The sequence below is a fragment of the Bosea sp. F3-2 genome, assembly GCF_008253865.1.
Classification (GTDB): Bacteria; Pseudomonadota; Alphaproteobacteria; order Rhizobiales; family Beijerinckiaceae; genus Allobosea.
The window spans coordinates 2,608,858-2,630,542 of sequence record NZ_CP042331.1; the positions used below are offsets into that span (position 1 = coordinate 2,608,858).

A 21,685-nucleotide genomic window follows, 5' to 3' on the forward strand; every position below is an offset into this window, starting at 1 on the left:
ATCGCGGGAAGCGATACCGGGGAACAGGGGACGGCCATGGATGTGCGGCAACTGCGATGTTTCATCGCGGTGGCGGAAGAGCTGCATTTTGGCCGCGCGGCCGAGCGGCTCGGCGTCGCGCCTCCTGCCTTGTCGCGCCAGATCAGCGCCCTCGAAGACGAACTCGGCGTCAGCCTGCTGACACGGACCACCCGCCAGGTCGCGATGACACGCGCCGGCTTGATCATGCTCGAGGAAGCCAAAGGCATCCTCGTCAAGATGGAGCACGCTTCCCGGGCCGTGCGCGAGGCCTCTCTCGCCTCGGGCAAGGTCCTGCGCGTCGGGGCGATCGACGCGGCCTCCTCCAGCTTCGTCCCCGAAGCGCTGATGGCCTTCCGCGCCCGCTTCCCCGGCATCGAGATCAAGTTCGTCGAGGCGATGACGGCCGCGCTGGTACAGATGCTTGAATCCGGCAAGCTCGACCTCGCTCTCACCCGCCCGCCGCGCAAGCCGACTGACTGCGCCTTCGAGATCCTGCGGGTGGAGCGCCCGCTCGTGGTGCTCAACGAGATGCATCCGCTCGCCGCCCGCGAGCACCTGACGATGCTCGATCTCGTCGGCGAGCCCTTCGTCGTGCCTTCCAAGCGCATCCGCCCCTACGCCTATGACCTCGTCATGGCCTATTTCGAGAGCGTCGGCGCGGTCCCCAACGTCACCATCGAGGCGACTGAGAAGCCGGCGATGATGTCCGCGGTGGCGGCCGGGCTCGGCATGGCGCTGGCGCCGGACTGGGTCTCGCGCCTCTCCTTCCCCGGTGTGACGATGCGGCGGCTGCGCGGCGCATTGCTCGATCCGCCGCCGCCGGGCGCGCTGGTCGGCGTCGCCTGGCGTCCCCAGCAGAAATTGCCGGCGCGCGACGATTTCCTTGCGATCCTGCGGGAAAGCGTGACCTTGCTCGACGAGCGCCACAGCGTTCCCCTCACCCCTTCCCCCAAAACGCAGAAGCGGACCGCCCGCACCGGGTCGCCAATCGGAGGAGCCTGATGAGTCTCAATCAGATAGAACGGGCGCAGGGTTTGCGCATACGATCGACGCAGGATTTGGCCGGCGGCCTGTTCATGGTGGTGCTGGCGATCGGTGCCTACATCTTTTCCTGGGATCTTCCGGTCGGAACGCTGCGCCAGCTCGGCCCGGGCATGCTGCCGAAGACCTTCGCGGTGATCTGCGGCGCGCTCGGCATCATGCTGGCGCTCGCCTCGCTGCACTACAAGGGCGAGAGCCTCTCGGGCTGGTCCTGGAAGGGCATCTTCTTCGCGCTCGGCGGCGCCTGCCTGTTCGCGCTGACCATCCGCGGCTTCGAATTCGGCCCGATCCAGGTTCCGGCGCTCGGCCTGCTCGTCTCCGGCCCGCTGCTCATCTTCTTCTCGGGGCTGGCGGCGGATGACCGCAAGCTCAAGGAACTGCTGATCTTCGCGGTGGCAATGTCGGCGGCCTGCATCCTTCTGTTCAAATACGCGCTGAGCCTGCCGATCCCGCTCGCGCCCTGGCTTTTGGGTATCTGAGCGATGATGGAGACGATTGCCCACCTTTCGCTCGGCTTCGGTGTCGCGCTCACGTTCAAGAACATCGCGCTGTGCTTCGTCGGCTGCCTCGTCGGCACGCTGATCGGCGTGCTGCCCGGCGTCGGCCCGATCGCGACGATCTCGATCCTGCTGCCGATCACCTTCGGCCTTGATCCGACGGGCGCGCTGATCATGCTGGCCGGCATCTATTACGGCGCGCAGTATGGCGGCTCGACCACCGCGATCCTGGTCAACATCCCCGGCGAGGCGACCTCGGTCGTCACCACGCTCGACGGCCACCAGATGGCCAAGCAGGGACGCGCGGGCGTAGCGCTCGGCACGGCCGCGATCGGCTCCTTCTTCGCCGGCTGCGTCGCCACCGTGATCATCGCCGCGCTCGGTGCACCGCTCACCAAGATGGCACTGCTGTTCGGCCCCGCCGAATATTTCTCGCTGATGGTGATGGGCCTGTGCTTCGCGGTGGTGCTGGCGCGTGGCTCGATCCTCAAGGCCTTCTGCATGATCATGCTGGGGCTCTTGTTCTCGACTGTCGGCACGGATCTCGAAACGGGTCAGGAACGGCTCACCTTCGGCATTCCCGCGCTTGCCGACGGCATCGACTTCTCGGTGCTGGCGATGGGCGTGTTCGGGTTCGCCGAGGTGCTGCGCAACCTCGAAAGCCCGGAAGCCCGCGACGTGGTTAAGGGCAAGATCGGCCGGCTGCTGCCCGGCTGGGAGGACATCAAGCAGTCGGCGGCGCCGGTACTGCGCGGCACCTTCATCGGCGGCATTCTCGGCATCCTGCCCGGCAATGGCGCGGTGCTCGGCCCCTTCGCCAGCTACACCGTCGAGAAGAAGATCGCCAAGGATCCGTCGCGCTTCGGCAAGGGCGCGATCGAGGGCGTGGCGGGGCCGGAATCCGCCAATAATGCCGGTGCCCAGACCGCCTTCATTCCGCTGCTGACCCTCGGCATCCCGCCGAATGCGGTGATGGCGCTGATGGTCGGCGCGATGACGATCCACGGCATCATCCCCGGCCCGCAGGTGATGACCCGCAACCCGGACCTGTTCTGGGGCATGATCGCCTCGATGTGGATCGGCAACCTGATGCTGCTGGTCATCAACCTGCCGCTCGTCGGCATGTGGGTGAAGCTGCTGCAGGTGCCTTACCGGCTGATGTTCCCGGCGATCCTGATCTTCTGCTGCATCGGCATCTATTCGGTGAACAACCAGCCGCTCGACGTCGCCTTCACGGCACTGTTCGGCCTGTTCGGCTATCTCCTGATCAAGCTCGGTTTCGAGCCCGCGCCGATGCTGCTCGGCTTCGTGCTCGGCAAGCTGATGGAGGAGAAGCTCCGGCAGGCGCTGATCATCTCGCGCGGCTCCTTCATGACCTTCGTCGAACGGCCGATCTCCGCCGGCCTGCTCGCCGTCGCCGTGCTGGTTCTGGCCATTGCGCTGCTGCCCTCGATCTCGAAGAAGCGCGAGGAAGTCTTCACCGAATGACGGGGTTGCCGCCCCGGCGGCGCCTCACCAGTTTCATTGCAAGCAATCTCTGGGAGGAATGCTGATGAAAAAGTTCGTTCTCGGCCTCGCCGCAGCTGCGGCGTTGGCCTTCACAGGCGGAGCGCAGGCGCAGAGCTATCCGACGAAGCCGATCACCATGATCGTGCCCTTCGCCGCCGGCGGGCCGACCGACATCATCGCCCGCATCGTCGCCGATCACATGTCGAAGACTCTCGGCCAGCAGATCGTGATCGAGAACGTCGCGGGCGCCGGCGGCACCACCGGCATCACGCGCGCCGTCACGGCGGCGCCCGACGGCTACACCATCGCGATGGGCCATCTCGGCACCTTCTCGGCGGCACCGGCCACCTATCCCGGCCTGAAATACGACCCGATCAACGGCATGCAGACGATCGGTCTGGCCGGCGGCACGCCGATCCTGATCGTGGCGCGCAAGAACTTCGAGCCGAAGGACCTCAAGGACTTCGTCACCTATGTGAAGGCGAACCAGGACAAGGTGAACGAGGCCCATGCCGGCCTCGGCTCGGTCTCCTGGACCACCTGCACCCTGCTCAAGGGCATCCTGGGCACGCCGAAGATCAACTCGGTCGCCTATCGCGGCACCGGCCCGGCGCTGAACGACCTCGTTTCCGGCCAGGTCGACTTCATGTGCGACCAGATCGTCTCCGTCGCCGAGCAGGTCCGCGCCAACTCGATCAAGGCCTACGCGATCGCCTCGGCCCAGCGCTCGCCGGCCCTGCCCGACGTCCCCACCACCAAGGAAGCCGGCCTGCCCGACTACCAGATCGAAGCCTGGAACGGCATTGCCGGCCCGAAGGGCATGCCGAAGGAAGCCGTGGACAAGCTGGTCAACGCGCTGAACAAGGCGCTCAACGACGACGGCACCAAGAAGCGCCTGCTCGACCTCGGCACTGTACTGCCGACCGCAGAAGAGCGCACTCCGGCCGGTTTCGCGGCGCTGATCAAGCGCGATGCCGACAAGCTGACGCCTGCGCTTTCGGCCGCTCCGAAGCAGTGAGATCAGGCTAACTCGATCGTCTTCGCGGCGGGCCTCGTGCCCGCCGCTTTCATTTCCAGCGAAAAGCTGTGCCCGCTGAGCGAACCCGCCGCCCTTCCGCAATGAACCGGCAAGTCATTGTTGCACCTAATCTTCTCGACGCCGATTGCAAACGTTAACATCTCGTGACCCGGTTTTCGGGGAACTGTTTCGAGCTGCTGCGGTTTTCTTTCCCGAAGTTCGCTTCAAAAGGAGAAAGCCATGTTCAAGAAGCTCGCTCTTGTTACGGTGTTGACCATTACCCCGGCGATCGCCTTCGCCCAGAGCCAGCCTTCGGGCGGTGCGGTGGGCGGTGCGACCAGCGGCGCGGCGGCCGGTGCCGTCGGCGGCGCGGTGGTCGGCGGCCCGGTGGGCGCTGTCGTCGGCGGCGTCGGCGGCGCTGTGGTCGGCGCGATCGTCGGCGATGCTGCCGAGCCGCGCTTCCGCACCTATGTCGTCGAGCAGCGCGTCCCGTCATATGCCTATGCCGAGCCGGTCGCGGTCGGCACGGTCCTACCGGCGCAGGGCGTCGTTTATCACCGCGTACCGGCCGAGTATGGGCCGACGGCCTCGCGCTACAACTACACGGTGGTGAACGATCGCACGCTCATCGTCGAGCCGCAGACACGCCGCGTGGTCCAGATCATCGAATGACGCTCGTCTCTCGACATGGAAGGGCCCGCCCCGGCAACGGGGCGGGCCCTTCTCGCTTTCGTGATCGTCGAAGCACGGAACTGCCGCAGAAGGCGCGCATTCTCGCAGCGGGGCTAGGCAGATATCGGAGATCGATCATGATCAAGCGGATTCTACTGGTTGCCGCCCTTGCAGCCATCCCCGCAACCGCTTTCGCACAAACCATGGGGCCTATCATCCGCGACCCCGCCAGCGGCGGCTTCACTCATGACCCGGCCCTCGTCGGCACCGAGACGTACATGATGCCGTTCGGCGTATTCGCTCCGCCCCTCAAGCGGGATCCCGCCGGCGGGACGATGATCAATGACGACGCGGCCTTCCGGACCTATGTGATGGCACAGCACATGCGCTCGTATCGCTATGCCGAACCGATCGTGGTCGGCACCGTGCTACCGGCCCGTGGCTTGGTCTATCGCAACGTGCCCGCGGAATACGGCGCGCCCGGCTATCGCTATACGATCGTGAACGACGAAGCCGTCATCGTCGAGCCACGGACGCGGCGCGTGGTCGAAATCATCGAATGACGCCAGAGCATTTCCGCGTTTCTCTGAATCGCGGAAATGCTCCATCTCCTTGTTTGATCGCATTTTCTTCACGCGAACCGGTAGCCACTTCGCTCGAAAATGCTCCAGGCCGGCAAAGGCCCGTGCCGGTGACGGCATGGGCCTTTCCGACGTTCAGCGCGTGCCGAACATGCGATCGCCCGCGTCCCCGAGACCCGGCACGATATAGCCGTGGTCATTGAGGCGTTCGTCGATGGCGGCGGTCCAGATGCGGACATCGGGATGGGCGCCGCGCAGGTGAGCGATGCCCTCGGGCGCCGCCAGCAGGCAGACGAAACGCAGATCCTTGGCGCCCCGCTCCTTGAGACGCTCCACCGCAGCCACGGCGGAATTGGCGGTCGCCAACATCGGGTCCATCACCACGATCATGCGGTCGGCGATGTCGGACGGCGCCTTGAAGTAATACTCGACGGCCTGGAGCGTATCTGGATCGCGGTAGAGGCCGATATGGGCGACGCGCGCGGCCGGCACCAGCTCCAGCATGCCGTCGAGGAAGCCGACACCCGCCCGCAGGATCGGAGCGAAGACCAGCTTCTTGCCGGCGATGACCGGCTGCATCGAACGGGTCAGCGGCGTCTCGATCTCGATCAGCTCGGTCGGCAGATCGCGCGTCACCTCATAGCAGAGCAGCATGCCGATCTCGTTGAGGAGCTGGCGGAAGCTCTTGGTGGAGCGGTCCTTCTCGCGCATCAGCGTGAGCTTGTGCTGGACCAGCGGGTGATCGACGACAGTGACGCCGTCCTGGCTCGAAGTCATACGCCCGTTTCCTCTTGCTTCTGCCCAACGTTTCAACACGCGTCATTCCGGGCAAGCCGCAAAGCGGCGCCGACCCGGAAGCCATCGAAGGGTGTCCCGCTCTACGATGGCTTCCGGGTCTCCGCTTCGCTACGCCCGGAATGACGGCGAGATTTTCGCATGCAGTTCCGGATCAAAATACCGTGCCGTCGCTGACGATACTCAACGGCGGGCCGCCATCCACACGCTTTTCACGCGCGATCCGCCGGCCTGCGGCCCAGCTGCCGCCTTCGAGCACCTTGGCGAGCGGCAAATCCTCGCGCGAGCGGCCGAGGCGCTTGCGGATCAAGAGGCCGATCTCGTCGAGGAGCGCCACCGTCAGCGCCCGCCACTCGACGACCAGCGGCGAGGAAACCTCATGCGCCTTCGCCCGATCCGCCTCGTCCTTCAATGCGATCACGCCGCTATCGAGAAAGAGCCCGCCATTGCGATATTCGGGCAGGCCGGTGAGATCGTCGATGTCGACGACCGAAATACCTGCCCATTGCAGCGGCTCGATCAATGAGTAGGTCAGCCATTGCGATAGCTTGTGGAAGGGCACCAGCCCTTCCGTCACCTCGCCGGGCGCGATCAGGGGATGGCGCCAGGTATCGCCGAGCGGGACGCCGGCGAGCGTCAGGCGCGAAGGCCAGATGCCGCCGAAGGTCGCGAGCACCTCGCCGAGCATATGCGCGGCTCGCAGCGTGCCGGTGTCAGCGGCGGCTGCAAAGCGGTCGAAGAGCTCGCCGGGACGCGACAGGCCCTGCTTCTCAAGTTCCTCGCCAAGGCGATTGAGCAGGGCGGCACGCCCTTCCAGTGCTAGCAGCGGATTGTTCGGACCTGCCTGAAAACCGTGCGCCAGCGTGGCCGCATCGAGGCGCTTCAGCCCGGCCGCATCGGCACGCAGCGGATCAGCCGGATCGCGGGAGAACAGGCCGGCGGCGAACATGTCGAGCGAGGCGAGCGCCAGCCCTTCCGAACGGCCGATCTCGCGGCCCGTCGCGGCGTCGTGATAGCGCCAGTCCGGGCCGGCGCCGGCATCGAGCAGGACGCTGACCACGGCAAGATCATAGGCGGCGCGGCCGCGGGCAGCCGGATCCGGGAAGCCGGCCACCTGATCGAGCCGCAGCCAGCGATCATCGCCAGCGACGACGAAGTGGCGCCAGCGCGCATGGAAGGGGATCTCGAGCGTGGGGTAATTCGCGCGGATGGTCTCCAGCACATAGTCGGCGCAGGCTTCCAGCCGCTCGGGGTGGACGCTGAAATGGAAGAGCCCGCCAGCGAGGCCGAGCTCCAGCATCTCCCGCGCACGCTCGCGCACCGCGGCAGGTTTCAACAGGGCGCGGAACGCCTCGGGGTCGCGGTCAGGCATCGTCAACTCGGGTGACGTGGTGTGGCAGGGTCAGAACTTGTCGAGGTCACGGCCGACGGTGGCCTTGAGCGCATTGTCGCCGGGCGTGCCGTCCGGCGAATAGTAGCCCGCGGCCTTCTTGGCCTCGATCTCGACCGAGGCGTCCGGCGGAATCAATTCAGGCGGGATGGCGACGCGCTCGCCGATCGTGATGCCGCTCTCGACCATCGCATCGTATTTCATGTTCGACATCGACATCAGCCGGTCGATATGGGTGACGCCGAGCCAGTGCAGCACATCCGGCATCAGCTGCTGGAAGCGGGCATCCTGCACGCCGGCAACGCATTCGGTGCGCTCGAAATAGGTCGCCGCGGAATCGCCGCCCTCCTGACGCTTGCGGGCGTTATAGACGAGGAACTTGGTGACCTCGCCGAGCGCCCGGCCCTCCTTGCGGTTGTAGACGATCAGCCCGACGCCACCGCTCTGCGCCTCCCGCACGCATTCCTCGATGCCGTGGATGAGGTAGGGCCGGCAGGTGCAGATGTCCGAGCCGAAGACGTCCGAACCGTTGCACTCGTCATGGACGCGGCAGGCGACACGCTTGGCGGGATTGGTGATCGCTGAGACCTCACCCATGATGTAGGCGGTGATCGAGCCGATCGGCGGCAGGAAAACCTTGAGATCCGGCCGCGTCACCAATTCCGGATACATGCCGCCGGTCTGCTCGAAGAGCGTGCGGCGCAACTCGTTCTCGCTGGTGCCGAAGCGCTCGGCGATGCCGGGCAGATACCAGACCGGATCGACCGCGATCTTGGTAACCGAGATGTCGCCGGACGGATGCAGGATATTCCCGTCCGCCGCCAGCCGATGCGTCGCCATGGCTGCGAGAATCTCGGGCAGGTTGAGCCTGGCCTTGGTGATCGCGATCGAGGGGCGGATGTCGATGCCCTCGCCGATCAGCTTGCCGAAATCCTGCGCGACCGTGTGGCCGAAGGGATCAAGCGAGACGATCTTCTTCGGCTCGGCCCATTGCGGCTGCGGCGGAATCTCCGCCGTCGGATAGGTGTTGGTCAGGTCCGGGCGCTGCGAGGGGTTCATCGCGCGGGCCGAGATCGCCAGCGCACGGTAGACCGAATAGGAGCCGCCATGGGCGCCGATGACATTGCGGTCAGCCGGGGTGGTGGTCGAGGCGATGATCGGGCCGCGCTCAGTGGCGGTCGGCGCCCCCCATCGGATCGGGAAGCGCACGGCGGCGCTGCCGGGTTCGGGATGGGAGGTCAGCCTGATATGGCCGGTGCGGTTCGGCGCGTTCATGGTCTCGCCCTGAAACAGGAAGGGCCCCGCGACGGGGAACGTCCGGGGCCCTCTGGACCTTGCGAAGTCTGAACCAGCGCGAAGGCGCCGTCAATCGCCTTAGAAAACAGCGAGATAGCGCAGCAGCGAGATGATGCCGATCACGATGACGATGATCTGCACGACGTTCTTGATCTGCCCGTCGAGCGGCAGCATCCGGACCAGATAAAGCACGAGGCCGATGACGAGAACGGTGATCAGCAGAGAAATCAGAATGGACATGCTTTCAGCCCTTTGTCGCGGCCGGTGGCCGGCCCCCCGGAAGCCCCACCGCGACGCATTCGCGGCATGTCAGCCCCGCCGACAGAACGTCGCAGGGTGGGAATAGGTTCCGATGCGGGCTTTGCCGGCGAAGGGGTAGGACGGGTTTACGCAGGAACCGCAAACGCAAAACCCCTCTCCTGTAAGGAGAGGGGTAGGGGTGAGGTGTAGGCCGTTGGACGAGTGATGCGCCGCGCCAACCGCAGCGGCGGTGAGGACGGAGCAAGGACGACCAGCGGCCTTCCCCTCACCCCTGCCCCTCTCCCTCCGGGAGAGGGGTTCCCCGCGCCCTAGCCCGCGATGCGGTCGAAATCGGCCACCGCGCGCGTCGCCTGGCGGAGCTGGTTGAGCAGCTTCAGGCGGTTGGCGCGCTGGGCCGGATCGGGATCGTTGACCGTGACCTTGTCGAAGAAAGCATCGACCGCTGGGCGCAATTCCGCCATCGCGGCCATGGCGCCCTCGTAATCCTCGACCGCGACGGCGGCCTCAGCCTTCGGCGTCGCCTGCGCCAGCGCAACGGCGAGCGCCTTTTCTTCGATCAGGCCGGCATCGGCAATGAGGTGCAGGTCCGGAGCGCCTGCGAAGGCGCCCTCCCCGTCCTTCTTCTCCTCGGCCTTGAGGATATTGGCGGCGCGCTTGTAGCCCGTGAGCAGGTTCGCGCCATCCTCGGTATCGAGGAAGCGGCCGAGCGCAGCGACGCGGCGGGTGATGAGGAGGAGGTCGTCGTTTGACGAAGCGCCGTCGCCCAGCACAGCGTCGACCAGATCATACCGCGCGCCCTGGTCGCGGAGCATGACCTTCAGGCGGTCGTGGAAGAAGGAGAGGAGGTCGGCATCCTTGGCGACCTGCGTCAGCGGCAACCGCACCCCATTCTCAACCACCAGCCGGATCACACCCAGCGCCGCGCGACGCAGCGCATAAGGGTCCTTGCTGCCGGTCGGCTTCTCGTCGATCGCCCAGAAACCGACGAGCGTGTCGAGCTTGTCAGCCAGCGCCACCGCGACCGAAACCGGATCGCTCGGCACGCGATCCGAGGGCCCAAGCGGCTTGTAATGCTCCTCGACCGCCGCAGCGACGGAGGCGTCCTCGCCCTGCAGCTCGGCATATTTCCGGCCCATCAGGCCCTGCAGTTCGGGGAACTCGCCGACCATCTCGGTCGGCAGGTCGGCCTTGGCGAGCTTGGCGGCGCGCTCGGCCTTTTCCGGATCGGCACCGACGATGGGCGCCATCTCCTTCGCCAGCGCGGCGATGCGCTGGACGCGCTCGCCTTGCGTGCCGAGCTTGGCGTGGAAGACGACGCCGAGCTTGTCGAGCTTGGCCATGCGCTGGTCGAGCGGCTTGGCGAGATCGAGCCCGAGCTTCTCGGCACTGGCCTTGAAGGTGTCGAGATCAGGCAGCGAACCGCGATCGGTCTGCCAGAAATAGGCGGCGTCCGAGAGGCGCGCACGCACGACGCGGCCATTGCCGGCGGTGATCGCCGCGCCGCCGTCGCTGGCGACGAGGTTCGAGACCAGGATGAAGCGATTGGCGAGGTTGCCGGTCTCAGGGTTGCGCAGCACGAAGCATTTCTGGTTCGCGCGGATGGTGGCGCGGATCGCCTCGCCGGGAATGTCGAGGAAGCGCTCCTCGAAGGAGCCCAGCAGCACGACCGGCCATTCGACGAGGCCGGCAACCTCCTCCAGCAGCCCCTCGTCCTCGACAAGATCGAGCCCCTGCGCAAAGGCGAGGTTGCGGGCGTCGGTGAGGATGATCTCCTTGCGGCGGTCGGCATCGAGCACGACCTTCGCCTTTTCCAGCGACGCGACGTAGTCGTCGAGGCGCCTCACCGTGATCGGCCCGGGCGCATGGAAGCGGTGGCCATAGGTGATGTTGCCGGAGACGATGCCGTCGACCTCGAACGGCACGATTTCCGGGTCCTCGGTCTCGGCGCCGAAGGTGCAGAGGATCGAGTGCAGCGGGCGCACCCAGCGCAGGCTGGCGCCGGCAGCCGAGGCCTTGCCCCAGCGCATCGACTTCGGCCAGGGGAAGGAACGGATCACGGCCGGGACGATCTCGGCGATGGCCGCGACGGTTTCCTGCCCGGGCTTCTCGATGATGGCGACGTAGCTGTCGCCCTTCTTCGGGTCGCTGACGATGGTGGCCTGATCGAGCGAGGCCAGACCTGCCGCCTTGAGGAAGCCCTGCACGGCGGCATCGGGTGCGCCGACGCGTGGGCCCTTGCGTTCCTCGCGCACATCGCGGCCGCGCACCGGCAGGCCGGCGATATGCAGCGCGAGCCGGCGCGGCGTGACGAAGGCCTTGGCGCCTTCATAGACCAAGCCGCGCTCGACCAACGCATCGGTGACGAGCTTCTTCAGGTCCTCGGCGGCCTTGCGCTGCATGCGCGCCGGGATTTCCTCGGAGAAGAGTTCGAGCAGGAGATCAGGCATCAGTTGGCTCCCCCGCCGGCGGTCTTCAACCAGGCCGCACCGCAGGCCTTGGCGAGCTCGCGCACGCGCAGGATGTAGCTCTGCCGCTCGGTGACCGAGATCACGCCGCGCGCATCGAGCAGGTTGAAGATGTGGCTGGCCTTGATGCACTGGTCATAGGCCGGCAAGGCGAGTTCATGGCGAGGCTGATTGTCGCCGGAGGCCGGTTCGCCGGCGTCCAGCAGCGCCTTGCACTCGGCTTCCGCATCCGAGAAGTGCCGGAACAGCATCTGCGTGTCAGCATGCTCGAAATTGTGCCGCGAGTATTCCTGTTCGGCCTGCAGGAAGACGTCGCCATAGCTGATGCGGTCCTCGCCATCGAGGCCGTTGAAGTTGAGGTCGTAGACGTTCTCGACACCCTGGACATACATCGCCAGACGCTCGAGCCCGTAGGTCAGTTCGCCCGCGACCGGCGCGCATTCGACGCCCGCGACCTGCTGGAAGTAGGTGAACTGGCTGACCTCCATGCCGTCGCACCAGCACTCCCAGCCGAGGCCCCAGGCGCCGAGCGTCGGGCTCTCCCAGTCGTCCTCGACGAAGCGCACGTCATGCAGGCCGAGATCGACGCCGATCGCCCTGAGCGAGTCGAGATAGAGCTGCTGCAGATCCGGCGGCGACGGCTTCAGGATGACCTGGAACTGATAATAGTGCTGCAACCGGTTGGGGTTCTCGCCATAGCGGCCGTCCTTGGGGCGGCGCGAGGGCTGGACGTAAGCCGCCTTCCACGGCTTCGGCCCGAGCGCGCGCAAAGTCGTCGCCGGATGGAAGGTGCCGGCGCCGACCTCCATGTCGTAGGGCTGCAGCACCACGCAACCTCGCTCGGCCCAGAAGCGCTGCAGCGTCAGCAGCAGCCCCTGGAAGGAGCGGGTCGGATCCATCGCCGGGGAGGAGGCCGGGATGGTGGAAAGCGAGTGGGGCGCGGGGGCGGACAAGTGCCTGCAACCTTCCGATAACAAAGGAATGGCGGTGATTAGGGTTCGGGCCGGCCAGGGTCAAGCGCGGGCCGGACCCGCAACCGGACAGATTTCGTTCATAACCGGTCTGCTAACCACGAGACGACCGCATGGTTCGCGATGTTCGGGGCGAGCATTTGATGGCGGGCCAGCGGCTGGATTAACGAAGGAGTACGCCCATGTTGACAACCCGCATCATTGCCGCCGCCTTCGGCGCGGCAACCTTGCTCGGTGCCGCCATGAGCAGCGCCCCGGCTTCCGCAGCCCCGATTTCGGCCGGCACGGCCCTGGGTGCGGGCGCCGAGACCGGTCTCGTCCAGCAGGCCTGGCACCGGGGCCGGCCGCATTACGGCCCAGCCCGCCCGCATGTCCGCCGCTGCTGGACCGAAACCCGCCGTGTCTGGAACGGCCGCCGCTGGATCGTGCGCCAGCACCGCGTCTGCCGCTGAGCCAAAACGGCCTTCGGACCTGAAGGCGAGCTGAACGGCGCGGTTTCGCGCCGTTCAGACAAAGGGGCCTAAGTTCCAGACAGGGACGACAAGTCATTCATCGGCAACACCGATGGCTATCGATGGAGAACATGATGTTCCGGACAACGCTTCTCGCCGCTGCCGTGACGGGCGCGCTTGGCGGCTTCGCCATGATGGCCGCCCCGGCCTCGGCCGCGCCGGTCGCTGCTCCGGCCGGCCAGACCGCGCAGGCCGGCCAGGGCCTGATCGAGCAGGCCCAGTATTATTATCGCGGCCCGCGCCGCTATTACGGCCCGCGTCCCTATTACCGGCCGCGCTGCTTCTGGTCTGAGCGCCGCGTGTGGAACGGCTGGCGCTGGGTGATCCGCCCGGTGCGGGTCTGCCGCTGAGGCTGACGCATTGCGGCCATGATCGGTCGCTCAATGAAGGTTAGCTGAACGGCGCGGTTTCGCGCCGTTCAGATTTCGGGGGGTAGTTTCCCCTTCCATGGACGGCGTCGGCCATAAGGACAGCCGCCGCCATCGCACGGAGGACGATATGTTCAAGACGATGCTTCTTTCCGCCGTGACGGTCGGCACACTGGGCTTCGCTGCTCTCAGCGCCGCTCCGGCTTCCGCCGCACCTGTCGCGGCCGCGCCGCTGGTCGACGCGGCCGGCGGCATGGTGCAGCAGGCGCAGTATTATTACGGCCCGCGCCGCTACTATGGCCCGCGGCGCTATTATTACGGCCCGCGCTACTACGGCCCGCGGCGCTATTATGGTCCGCGCTTCTACGGCCCGCCGCCCCCGCCGCCGCCGCTCTTCGTGCCGCCGCCGCGCTACTACTGGTAAGCCGCCAGATCGCCGCGCGTCCTATCGGGGCCATAACGGTGATCTACGCCTTTGTCATCGCATCGGATTCTTCCGAAAAGTGGATTCCACTTTTCGGTCCGATGCTATAGGCGCGCCTGCCCGCGGTGCACGGCCTCGCTCTCGGCGGTGAAGCGGCCATCGGGTCCATTGATCACGAAAGCCGGCAGCAGCTCTGCCGGCTTTCTGCTGTTCAGGACCGCCGTGACGATGACGCGAATCGCCGGCCTGTCGGTAACGCCGTGCACCGGCCGGATCGCGACGGCGCCGAAACCGGGGGCCAGGCCGGCGAGCAGATCCGGCAGTGCTTCGGCCCGATGGATGATTGCGAGCAGGCCGCCGGGCTTCAGCGCCCGCCGCGCGGCACGCAGCCAGGGCTGAAGACCGCCTTCCGCGACATGGGCCGCCCGGCGGTTGGGCGTCGGTGAGGCGCGCGTCCCCCCTTGCGGATAGAAAGGCGGGTTCATCGCGACCGCATCGAAGGAAGCCGCCTTCAGCCCCGCTGTTTCCAGTTCGGCCGCCGGCGCAGTGACATCGGCAGCCATGACAATCCCGCGATCGGCCATGCCGTTCAGTTCGATGTTCAGCTTCGCCAAGGCCGCCAGCTCAGGATCGCGCTCCAGCAATGTGACGCGCAATGCGGGCCGCAGCAGCGCAGCCGCAAGTCCGACCGTCCCGACGCCCGCGCCGATATCGAGGAGCGTTCCACCATCGAGTTCGGGCAGCGCCGCCGCGAGCAGGATGGCGTCGGTGCCGGCGCGGTGGCCCTTGCGCGGCTGGCGCAGGCGAAGCCGGCCGTCAAGCAGCCGATCCTCGACGATTTCACCCAGCGCAAGCTCCGTTTCCACCTCACTCATCGCGCAGCTCGGCTCCGTAACCGGCTTCGATCAGAAGGGCCCGCGCCCGGCGCTTGTCCGCCTCGCGCACGAGGAGCCGGCGCGGAAAGGCGCCGATCATGCCTTCCAGGGCGCTGATATGCTGGTCCGCGACCAGGCAATCGAGCCCGGCCGATTCCAGCAGGGCCTCGACGGCGCCGAGCAGGATGAGGTCGTTGGTGCGCATGAGTTCGTGCATCGCCCCATGGAGCCTAGAGGCTGTTATGGCCCATGGGAACGATTTGATGAGGTCAAAACCGCGGAGATGGGAGGAGCATCGCGCCGCCGATACGTCGGTATCGGCAAGCGGTGCGACGCTGCAGCTCCGCGGTTTTCACCTCACCCGCAGGGCGCGGCGCTTTTGCGCGACTGCTATGTCTTTCTTCGTAGCAAACCGTCGGTATCGGCAAGCGGTGCGACGCTGCAGCTCCGCGGTTTTCACCTCACCCGCAGGGCGCGGCGCTTTTGCGCGACTGCTATGTCTTTCTTCGTAGCAAACCGAAAGGTTTGCGTCCTCGAACTCCTCGCAGTCGCGCAAAATCGCCAGCGTCAAATCGCTCCCCTGGGCCATAACAGCCTCTGACCCGCTCCCTTTGCGCAAGCTGCGGCGTCGCGACGGTTTGCAGGGGCTGGCGTCCCATGCAACGGTTGTGGCATGGCTGCGGGGCGCCGCCCGGCGCGAGAATCTGATCCGGAGTGCGTTCAGTGGGTGTCGTCGTCTCCCTCGAGGAACGGGAATCGAATCAGGCGAGCATCGAGCCGCTTGTCGCGCTGACGCGCGCCGACATGGAACGGGTCAATGCGATGATCCTGTCGCGCACCGGCTCCGAGGTCACGATGATCCCGGAGGTCGCGAACCACCTGATCTCCTCGGGTGGCAAGCGCCTGCGGCCGATGCTGACGCTCGCCATGGCCAATCTCTGCGGCTATCGGGGCGAAGGCCACGTCAAGCTCGCGGCTTCCGTCGAATTCATGCACACGGCGACGCTGCTGCATGACGATGTCGTCGATGAGAGCGACATGCGCCGCGGCAAGCTTGCGGCCCGCATGCTCTGGGGCAACGAGGCGAGCGTGCTGGTCGGCGACTTCCTGCTCGGCCAGGCCTTCAAGATGATGGTCGAGGTCGGTTCGCTCCGGGCGCTCGACATTCTCTCCACCGCCGCGGCAGTGATCGCCGAGGGCGAGGTTCTGCAGCTCTCCGTCGCCAAGAACACCGAGACGACCGAGGACGAGTATCTCTCGGTCATCCGCGGCAAGACGGCGGAGCTCTTCGCCGCCGCCTGCGAGGTCGGGCCGGTGATCGCCAATTCCTCCAAGGCGGACGCCGCCGCCTGCCGCAGCTACGGCCTCAATCTCGGCATCGCCTTCCAGCTCATCGACGACGCGCTGGACTATGGCGGCGTCGCGGCGAAGCTTGGCAAGAACACCGGCGACGATTTCCGCGAGGGCAAGATCACCCTGCCCGTCGTACTCTCCTTCCGTCGCGGCGACGAGGCGGAGCGCGCCTTCTGGAAGCGCACGCTTCAGGATGGCGAGATTCGCGACGGTGATCTGGAAGAAGCGCAAGCGATCATGCGCCGGCACAAGGCGCTGGACGACACCATCGCGCGCGCCGAGCACTATGCCCGCATGGCCAAGGACGCGCTCGGCCTCTTCCCGGCCTCGCCGATGAAGCAGGCGCTCAACGCCGCCGTCGATTTCTGCGTGGCACGGGCTCATTGAGGGGTATCCGTCATGCTCGGGCTTGACCCGAGCATCTCGGAAACCAGCCTCATCCTGTGAGAGATGCTCGGGTCAAGCCCGAGCATGACAGTGAGCATCACCGCAGCAGCGTCGGCTTCACCCACCAGCCCCGCCGCGCCTTCGCCAGCGTCCGCGCAGCCTCGACGCTGGCCCGGCAATCGTCGAACAGCGCAAAGCAGGTCGCGCCCGAACCGGACATGCGCGCGAGCCGGCAGCCCGGCAGGCCAGCCAGCCGCTCCAGCACCTCGTCGATCGCCGGAGCGACACGCCGGGCGGGAGCGGCCAGATCGTTCTCGGAAGCGGCGAGCGCTTCGAGGAACTCCCCTGCCGACATAGAATCAGGCGCGGGCGCGGTACGAGAGACCGCGATCTGCTGCCCCGGCTTCAGCCCCAGGGCGCGGAAGACCGAGGCCGTCTCGACCGCCACGCCCGGATTGACCAGCACGGCAAAGAGCGGCGGCAGGCGCAGCACCGGCCCGAGCCGTTCTCCGACGCCAGCCATCAGCCGCGCCCGCGAATCGAGACAGACCGGCACGTCGGCGCCGACCTTCCCGGCGACGTCCAGCAGAACCGGATCGGTTTGAGCAATGCCGTTCAGGCGCGCGACAAGGCGCAGAGCCGCAGCCGCGTCAGCCGAGCCGCCACCGATCCCCGAGGCGACGGGCAATCGCTTGACGAGATGGAAGCGCCCCAGACGCAGGCCAGAACGGGCCGTCGCGAGCGCCCGCGCAGCGCGCAGGACGAGGTTGTCGTCCTTGGGGGATAGCCCCGCCGCGCGCGGACCGGCGATGGACAGAGAGAGCGGCGCATCGGGCTCCAGGGTCAGCTCATCACCAACCCCGGCGAAGGCAACCAGGCTTTCGAGCTCGTGATAGCCGTCCGCGCGCCGGCCCAGAATCCGCAGGTCGAGATTGACCTTGGCACGCGCATGCGTCGTCAGCGGTAGAGCCACGGCCGCTCCCGGTTCAGCTATAGCATCGGACCGAAAAGTGGAATCCACTTTTCGGAAAGATCCGATGCGATAACAAATACATAGATCACCGTTATCGCGTCCGATAGGACGCGCGGCGATCTAGCGACGGGATCAGCGTCAGCCGCCGTCCTTCTTGGTGTTGTCCTCGGTGACGTTGGCGGACGGATCTTCCATCCCGCGTTCGATCTTGCGCAGGATCTTGGGCAGATCCTCCTGCTCGGGCTTGAGATCGCGAGCGTGGTTCCACTGATACTTCGCCTCGAGCTGGCGCCCCGTGCGCCAATAGACATCGCCGAGATGGTCATTGATCACCGGGTCCGAGGGGCGCAGCTCGGCCGCGCGCTCGATCTCGCGAGCGGCATCCTCATAACGGCCGAGCCGGTAATAGGCCCAGCCGAGCGAGTCGATGATGTAGCCGTCGCGCGGGCGCAGTTCGACGGCACGGCGCAGCATGCCTAGCGCCTCGTCGAGCTTGAGGTGCTTGTCGACCAGCGAATAGCCGAGATAGTTCAAGACTAGCGCGCGCTCACGGCCGAGCGGGTCGGGCAGCAGTTCCAGCGCTTTGCGCAGATCGGCCTCGGCCTCCGGCCACCGGTTGATACGTTCCCGGGCAATGCCGCGGAAATAATACAGATCCCAGTTGGCGCGGCCGGGAGACGCAAGCTTGTCGATGGCCTTGTCATAGGCGGCAGCCGCCTCGGCGAACTGCTTGCGCGAGCGATAGATGTTGCCCAGCGCAGCAAGCGCGTCGACATCATCCGGCCGCTCGGCGATGACCCGCTCCAGGTGCTTCACCGCCTCCTCGGGCTTGCCGAGGTTCTCCAGCGCCAGACCCGCCTGGATCTCGGCATTGGGGCGCAGCGGCGAGGAAGCCGGCATCTTGTCATAGACCGCGACCGCATCCTCCGGCTGGCGAGCCCGCTCGAGGATGTCGCCCAGCGTCAGGATGGCGAGGTCATGACCGGGGTCGAGATAGATCGCCATGCGCAGATAGAGCAGCGCCGCGGCCTCGTCGCCCTGCCGGTTGCCAGCGCTGGCGAGCCCGTAGAGCACCTCGGCTGCGCCCTGCTGCGGCGTCTGGATCTGGCGCGGCGGCGCCTCCTTCTTCGACACCAGCGACATGCCTTCGCGGATGATCGGATGGTTGGGCAGCAGCCGGTCGAAATCGGCGTAGGTCGCGGCCGCGCCGGCATAATCGCCATTGCGGGCCTGGAAGCGCGCCCAGAGATCGACGAGGCGCAAGGTGGTCTTCTCGGCGTCGAAGGCCGCCTTCAGCCGCTTCTCGGCCTCGGCCTTGCGGCCGGCAGCGTCGAGGATGAGGCCGGCATGATAGTCGCGGAAGAGGTTGTAGGAAGGCTCGCCCTTGAGGCGTTCCAGCGTCTCGATGGCGCGCTTGGAGTTGCCGGAGCCAAGATAGGACCAGGCGGAAAGCAGGGTGGCCGTGATGTCGGCCGCTCGGCCTCGGCCGCCGCGCTGGAGGTGGTTGCGGGCGGTCTGATAGCTCTTCTGCTTGATCGAGCGGATGCCGATGATGAGCTGCGCCAGGCCATTGCTTGGATCCTGCTGGATCAGCTTGTCAGCAGCGCGGAAGGCGTCCGGCATGGAGCCGTCGGCGAGAAAGGCGACGAAGGCACGCTCCAGCAACTCGCTGTTGCGCGGATCTTCCCGCACGGCTTCGCGCAGATAGACCGAGGCCGCGCCAAGATCGCGCGAGGCGCCCGCCACGATGGCAGCGAGATAATTCCCTTCGAGGCTGTCGGCCGGCTCCAGCGAATCAGACGAACGCGGGGCGGTCGCTCCCTGGGCAGCAGCGGCCACCGGCAGAACCATCAACAACGACAAGGCAGCAGCCGTACCGGAGGCACGCACCTTCTTCAAAAATGTCACGACTGCTTTTCTCCCTCGGTCCGCCGCCCACTGTTCGGGCGCTGCTTCGGCGGACCGTAATGGCTCGCGTAGGCCGCCAAGATGGCGGTTTCCGGGCGAGCCGGCAAGCGGGGCTCCACGCGAATGCGGCGGCTTCGTAGCGACGGCGCAACAGTCTCAAAAAACCCGCTTTCCCGGCAGGATTTGACGAGAAAACATTAGTCATCGGCAAAGGATATCGGGTCTATGTTTCCTCTGCTTGCAGTTCACGCAGCGACAATATTGGGATCGTTCCAAATGAAGAAGATTGTTCTGAGCTTTGCCGCAGTCGCTCTTCTCGCCGGCTTCGCCGCCGGCTGCGCCAAGGACGAGCCGAAGCCGACGGCTCCGGTCGTGCGCAAGGGCTGATCACCCTCGCGAAAAACAAAGGGTGCGCCGCGCGGCGCGCCCTTTTCTTTTGCGGCATCTTCAGAGCGCGGCCGTCATTCCGGACAAGCCGCTGCAGCGGCGCCGATCCGGAATCCAGCGGAGGGCGATGCGCTCTATGATGGATTCCGGGTCAGGCCCGGAATGACGGAGTGTTTCCCCGGAAAAGTGGCGCGCGCCGGCTGCTCGCAGCCGATCACATATTCGCGTAGCCCGGCCCGCCGCCGCCTTCCGGCACCGTCCAGGTGATGTTCTGGGCGGGGTCCTTGATGTCGCAGGTTTTGCAGTGGACGCAGTTCTGCGCATTGATCACGAAGCGCGGATTGCTCTTCGTCTCGGCATTCTCGTAGACGACCTCGTAGACGCCCGCCGGGCAGTAGAGCCGGGCCGGTTCGCCATAGAGCGGCAGGTTCTTCGCGATCGGGATCGAGGGGTCGGTGAGCTTCAGATGCGCCGGCTGATCCTCCTCGTGATTGGTCGAGGAGAGGAAGACCGACGACAGCTTGTCGAAGGAGATCTTGCCGTCCGGCTTCGGATAGGTGATCGGCGTCACCTCGGCGAGCGGCTTCAGCGTCGCGTGATCCGGCTTGCCATGCTTCAGCGTGCCGAAGGGCGACCAGCCGAAGATCTGGTTCAGCCACATGTCGATGCCGCCGAGCCCGATGCCGACCAGCGTGCCGAACTTCGACCAGAGCGGCTTGACGTTGCGGACCAGCTTCAAATCCTTGCCGATCGCGCTGTCGCGCCAGCTGGCCTCGATCTCGACGACCTCATCATGCCTGCGGCCCGCCTGCAGCGCAGGCACCAGCTTCTCCGCCGCCAGCATGCCGGAAAGCACGGCGTTGTGGCTGCCCTTGATGCGCGGGACGTTGACGAAGCCGGCCGCGCAGCCGATCAGCGCGCCGCCCGGGAAGGTCAGCTTCGGCACCGACTGGAAGCCGCCTTCGGTGATGGCGCGAGAGCCATAAGCGATGCGCTTGCCACCCTCGAAAGTGTCGCGGATCACCGGATGGGTCTTGAAGCGCTGGAACTCGTCGAAGGGCGAGAGCGTCGGGTTCTCGTAATTGAGATGCACGACGAAGCCGACGGCGACGAGGTTGTCGTCGAAATGGTAGAGGAAGGAGCCCCCGCCGGTGCGGTTGCCGAGCGGCCAGCCGAAGGAGTGCTGGACGCGGCCCTTGTGGAACTTCTCCGGCTTGACCTGCCAGAGCTCCTTGAGGCCGATGCCGTATTTCTGCGGCTCACGGCCCGCGTCGAGGCCGAATGTCTTGATCGCAATCTTGGCAAGAGAGCCGCGGGCGCCCTCGCCCAGCAACGTATAGCGGCCGCGCAGCTCCATGCCGCGGGTAAAGCGGTCGGAGACCGTGCCGTCCCTGGCGATGCCCATATCGCCGGTGGCGATGCCGGCGACCGAGCCGTCCGCGTTGAAGAGCAGTTCGGCGGCGGCGAAGCCGGGATAGATCTCGACGCCCAGCGCCTCGGCCCGCGCCGCCAGGAACTTCGTCACCAGCCCGAGCGAGCCGACGAAGTTGCCATGGTTGTTCATCAGCGGCGGCATGCCGAAATTCGGCAGGCGGATGCCGTTCGGCTCGGTCAGGAAATAGAAGACGTCTTCCTTGACCTCGGTGGTCAGGGGGCGGTCGGGATCGTCGCGCCAGTCCGGCACCAGCCGGTCGAGGCCGATCGGATCGATGACGGCGCCAGAGAGAATGTGGGCGCCAACCTCGGCCCCCTTCTCGACCACGACGACCGAGATGGTCTCGTCGAGCTGCTTCAGCCGGATCGCGGCCGCCAGACCCGCAGGGCCCGCGCCGACGATGACGACGTCATAGTCCATGCTCTCGCGCGGTTCGCTTTGCGCTTCCTTGAGATCCATCCTGCCCTCCGCCTTGGCAATCCGCGTCGTGCGATTAGTTTATATATGAACTATCTTGCCGACTCGTTCAACGCTCGGCTTTCGTCC

Annotated in this window: 21 protein-coding genes; 10 read left to right on the forward strand and 11 right to left on the reverse strand. The window is 66.3% G+C overall.

Going from position 1 to position 21,685, the window contains the following annotated elements; translation table 11 throughout:
* The first annotated feature begins 36 nt into the window (after positions 1 to 36).
* The 6 genes from FQV39_RS12035 to FQV39_RS12060 all read left to right on the forward strand — a co-directional run bounded on the left by FQV39_RS12035 (position 37) and on the right by FQV39_RS12060 (position 5,321).
* A complete protein-coding gene (locus tag FQV39_RS12035; RefSeq protein ID WP_149130504.1) occupies positions 37 to 1,023 on the forward strand; it encodes a LysR family transcriptional regulator in 987 nt (328 codons plus the stop codon).
* Entirely contained in the window at positions 1,023 to 1,541 is a 519-nt protein-coding gene (locus tag FQV39_RS12040; protein ID WP_149130505.1) for a tripartite tricarboxylate transporter TctB family protein, read from the forward strand. Before FQV39_RS12035 ends, FQV39_RS12040 begins: the two co-directional genes overlap by 1 nt.
* 3 nt (positions 1,542 to 1,544) lie before the next feature.
* Entirely contained in the window at positions 1,545 to 3,047 is a 1,503-nt protein-coding gene (locus FQV39_RS12045) for a tripartite tricarboxylate transporter permease (RefSeq protein ID WP_149130506.1), read from the forward strand.
* A 64-nt stretch (positions 3,048 to 3,111) separates the two neighbouring features.
* Entirely contained in the window at positions 3,112 to 4,086 is a 975-nt protein-coding gene (locus FQV39_RS12050; RefSeq protein ID WP_149130507.1) for a tripartite tricarboxylate transporter substrate-binding protein, read from the forward strand.
* Between the two features lie 240 nt (positions 4,087 to 4,326).
* Positions 4,327 to 4,758 carry a DUF1236 domain-containing protein gene (locus FQV39_RS12055; RefSeq protein ID WP_149130508.1) on the forward strand — a complete coding sequence of 144 codons (432 nt, stop codon included), beginning with the start codon at positions 4,327 to 4,329 and terminating at the stop codon, positions 4,756 to 4,758.
* A gap of 137 nt (positions 4,759 to 4,895) precedes the next feature.
* Positions 4,896 to 5,321: a DUF1236 domain-containing protein gene (locus tag FQV39_RS12060; protein ID WP_248313336.1), complete on the forward strand. Its 426-nt coding sequence runs from the start codon at positions 4,896 to 4,898 to the stop codon at positions 5,319 to 5,321.
* Positions 5,322 to 5,474: 153 nt separating this feature from the next.
* Here the strand turns inward: FQV39_RS12060 and upp are convergent, their stop codons facing one another.
* From upp to FQV39_RS12085, 6 genes are all read right to left on the reverse strand, one after another.
* Positions 5,475 to 6,116, reverse strand: a complete 642-nt coding sequence (gene upp, locus FQV39_RS12065) for a uracil phosphoribosyltransferase (RefSeq protein ID WP_149130509.1) — start codon at positions 6,114 to 6,116, stop codon at positions 5,475 to 5,477.
* A 172-nt stretch (positions 6,117 to 6,288) separates the two neighbouring features.
* Positions 6,289 to 7,506, reverse strand: coding sequence for a URC4/urg3 family protein (locus tag FQV39_RS12070; protein ID WP_149130510.1), 1,218 nt, complete (start codon positions 7,504 to 7,506; stop codon positions 6,289 to 6,291).
* A 30-nt stretch (positions 7,507 to 7,536) separates the two neighbouring features.
* Positions 7,537 to 8,799, reverse strand: coding sequence for a GTP cyclohydrolase II (locus FQV39_RS12075; RefSeq protein WP_149130511.1), 1,263 nt, complete (start codon positions 8,797 to 8,799; stop codon positions 7,537 to 7,539).
* Between the two features lie 99 nt (positions 8,800 to 8,898).
* On the reverse strand, positions 8,899 to 9,060 hold the full coding sequence (locus FQV39_RS33130; RefSeq protein WP_091855869.1) for a Thivi_2564 family membrane protein: 162 nt from the start codon (positions 9,058 to 9,060) through the stop codon (positions 8,899 to 8,901).
* Positions 9,061 to 9,389: 329 nt separating this feature from the next.
* On the reverse strand, positions 9,390 to 11,528 hold the full coding sequence (gene glyS, locus FQV39_RS12080; protein ID WP_149130512.1) for a glycine--tRNA ligase subunit beta: 2,139 nt from the start codon (positions 11,526 to 11,528) through the stop codon (positions 9,390 to 9,392).
* Entirely contained in the window at positions 11,528 to 12,445 is a 918-nt protein-coding gene (locus FQV39_RS12085; RefSeq protein ID WP_149133805.1) for a glycine--tRNA ligase subunit alpha, read from the reverse strand. The genes glyS and FQV39_RS12085 overlap by 1 nt, the downstream gene beginning before the upstream one ends.
* A gap of 254 nt (positions 12,446 to 12,699) precedes the next feature.
* Here FQV39_RS12085 and FQV39_RS12090 point away from each other — a divergent pair, with 254 nt between their 5' ends.
* The 3 genes from FQV39_RS12090 to FQV39_RS12100 all read left to right on the forward strand — a co-directional run bounded on the left by FQV39_RS12090 (position 12,700) and on the right by FQV39_RS12100 (position 13,821).
* The gene (locus FQV39_RS12090) at positions 12,700 to 12,969 is read left to right on the forward strand and encodes a hypothetical protein (RefSeq protein ID WP_149130513.1); all 270 of its coding nucleotides are present in this window, start codon (positions 12,700 to 12,702) and stop codon (positions 12,967 to 12,969) included.
* 131 nt (positions 12,970 to 13,100) lie between these two features.
* Positions 13,101 to 13,379: a hypothetical protein gene (locus FQV39_RS12095; RefSeq protein WP_149130514.1), complete on the forward strand. Its 279-nt coding sequence runs from the start codon at positions 13,101 to 13,103 to the stop codon at positions 13,377 to 13,379.
* 148 nt (positions 13,380 to 13,527) lie between these two features.
* Positions 13,528 to 13,821, forward strand: a complete 294-nt coding sequence (locus FQV39_RS12100; RefSeq protein ID WP_149130515.1) for a hypothetical protein — start codon at positions 13,528 to 13,530, stop codon at positions 13,819 to 13,821.
* Positions 13,822 to 13,925: 104 nt separating this feature from the next.
* Here the strand turns inward: FQV39_RS12100 and FQV39_RS12105 are convergent, their stop codons facing one another.
* Together FQV39_RS12105 and FQV39_RS12110 are read right to left on the reverse strand one after the other, a co-directional pair.
* Positions 13,926 to 14,696: a tRNA1(Val) (adenine(37)-N6)-methyltransferase gene (locus FQV39_RS12105; RefSeq protein ID WP_149130516.1), complete on the reverse strand. Its 771-nt coding sequence runs from the start codon at positions 14,694 to 14,696 to the stop codon at positions 13,926 to 13,928.
* Entirely contained in the window at positions 14,689 to 14,913 is a 225-nt protein-coding gene (locus tag FQV39_RS12110) for a putative signal transducing protein (RefSeq protein WP_149130517.1), read from the reverse strand. Before FQV39_RS12110 ends, FQV39_RS12105 begins: the two co-directional genes overlap by 8 nt.
* 506 nt (positions 14,914 to 15,419) lie before the next feature.
* On the opposite strand from FQV39_RS12110, the gene FQV39_RS12115 reads away from it, so the two are divergent.
* On the forward strand, positions 15,420 to 16,436 hold the full coding sequence (locus FQV39_RS12115) for a polyprenyl synthetase family protein (protein WP_248313337.1): 1,017 nt from the start codon (positions 15,420 to 15,422) through the stop codon (positions 16,434 to 16,436).
* A 97-nt stretch (positions 16,437 to 16,533) separates the two neighbouring features.
* Here FQV39_RS12115 and FQV39_RS12120 read toward each other — a convergent pair whose 3' ends face one another.
* From FQV39_RS12120 to FQV39_RS12130, 3 genes are all read right to left on the reverse strand, one after another.
* Complete coding sequence (locus tag FQV39_RS12120; RefSeq protein ID WP_149130518.1) at positions 16,534 to 17,409, reverse strand: 4-(cytidine 5'-diphospho)-2-C-methyl-D-erythritol kinase; 876 nt, start codon at positions 17,407 to 17,409, stop codon at positions 16,534 to 16,536.
* Positions 17,410 to 17,547: 138 nt separating this feature from the next.
* A complete protein-coding gene (locus FQV39_RS12125) occupies positions 17,548 to 19,317 on the reverse strand; it encodes a tetratricopeptide repeat protein (protein ID WP_248313338.1) in 1,770 nt (589 codons plus the stop codon).
* 601 nt (positions 19,318 to 19,918) lie between these two features.
* Positions 19,919 to 21,598: an electron transfer flavoprotein-ubiquinone oxidoreductase gene (locus FQV39_RS12130; RefSeq protein ID WP_248313339.1), complete on the reverse strand. Its 1,680-nt coding sequence runs from the start codon at positions 21,596 to 21,598 to the stop codon at positions 19,919 to 19,921.
* Positions 21,599 to 21,685: the final 87 nt, after the last annotated feature.

Coding starts and splice junctions, on each gene's coding strand:
- FQV39_RS12100 (WP_149130515.1), top strand. CDS start 13,528: ATGTTCAAGACGATGCTTCTTTCCGCCGTGACGGTCGGCACACTGGGC.
- FQV39_RS12035 (WP_149130504.1), top strand. CDS start 37: ATGGATGTGCGGCAACTGCGATGTTTCATCGCGGTGGCGGAAGAGCTG.
- FQV39_RS12110 (WP_149130517.1), bottom strand. CDS start 14,913: ATGCACGAACTCATGCGCACCAACGACCTCATCCTGCTCGGCGCCGTC.
- FQV39_RS12130 (WP_248313339.1), bottom strand. CDS start 21,598: ATGGATCTCAAGGAAGCGCAAAGCGAACCGCGCGAGAGCATGGACTAT.
- FQV39_RS12105 (WP_149130516.1), bottom strand. CDS start 14,696: ATGAGTGAGGTGGAAACGGAGCTTGCGCTGGGTGAAATCGTCGAGGAT.
- FQV39_RS12090 (WP_149130513.1), top strand. CDS start 12,700: ATGTTGACAACCCGCATCATTGCCGCCGCCTTCGGCGCGGCAACCTTG.
- FQV39_RS33130 (WP_091855869.1), bottom strand. CDS start 9,060: ATGTCCATTCTGATTTCTCTGCTGATCACCGTTCTCGTCATCGGCCTC.
- FQV39_RS12040 (WP_149130505.1), top strand. CDS start 1,023: ATGAGTCTCAATCAGATAGAACGGGCGCAGGGTTTGCGCATACGATCG.
- glyS (WP_149130512.1), bottom strand. CDS start 11,528: ATGCCTGATCTCCTGCTCGAACTCTTCTCCGAGGAAATCCCGGCGCGC.
- upp (WP_149130509.1), bottom strand. CDS start 6,116: ATGACTTCGAGCCAGGACGGCGTCACTGTCGTCGATCACCCGCTGGTC.
- FQV39_RS12070 (WP_149130510.1), bottom strand. CDS start 7,506: ATGCCTGACCGCGACCCCGAGGCGTTCCGCGCCCTGTTGAAACCTGCC.
- FQV39_RS12045 (WP_149130506.1), top strand. CDS start 1,545: ATGATGGAGACGATTGCCCACCTTTCGCTCGGCTTCGGTGTCGCGCTC.
- FQV39_RS12060 (WP_248313336.1), top strand. CDS start 4,896: ATGATCAAGCGGATTCTACTGGTTGCCGCCCTTGCAGCCATCCCCGCA.
- FQV39_RS12085 (WP_149133805.1), bottom strand. CDS start 12,445: ATGGATCCGACCCGCTCCTTCCAGGGGCTGCTGCTGACGCTGCAGCGC.
- FQV39_RS12055 (WP_149130508.1), top strand. CDS start 4,327: ATGTTCAAGAAGCTCGCTCTTGTTACGGTGTTGACCATTACCCCGGCG.
- FQV39_RS12075 (WP_149130511.1), bottom strand. CDS start 8,799: ATGAACGCGCCGAACCGCACCGGCCATATCAGGCTGACCTCCCATCCC.
- FQV39_RS12095 (WP_149130514.1), top strand. CDS start 13,101: ATGATGTTCCGGACAACGCTTCTCGCCGCTGCCGTGACGGGCGCGCTT.
- FQV39_RS12050 (WP_149130507.1), top strand. CDS start 3,112: ATGAAAAAGTTCGTTCTCGGCCTCGCCGCAGCTGCGGCGTTGGCCTTC.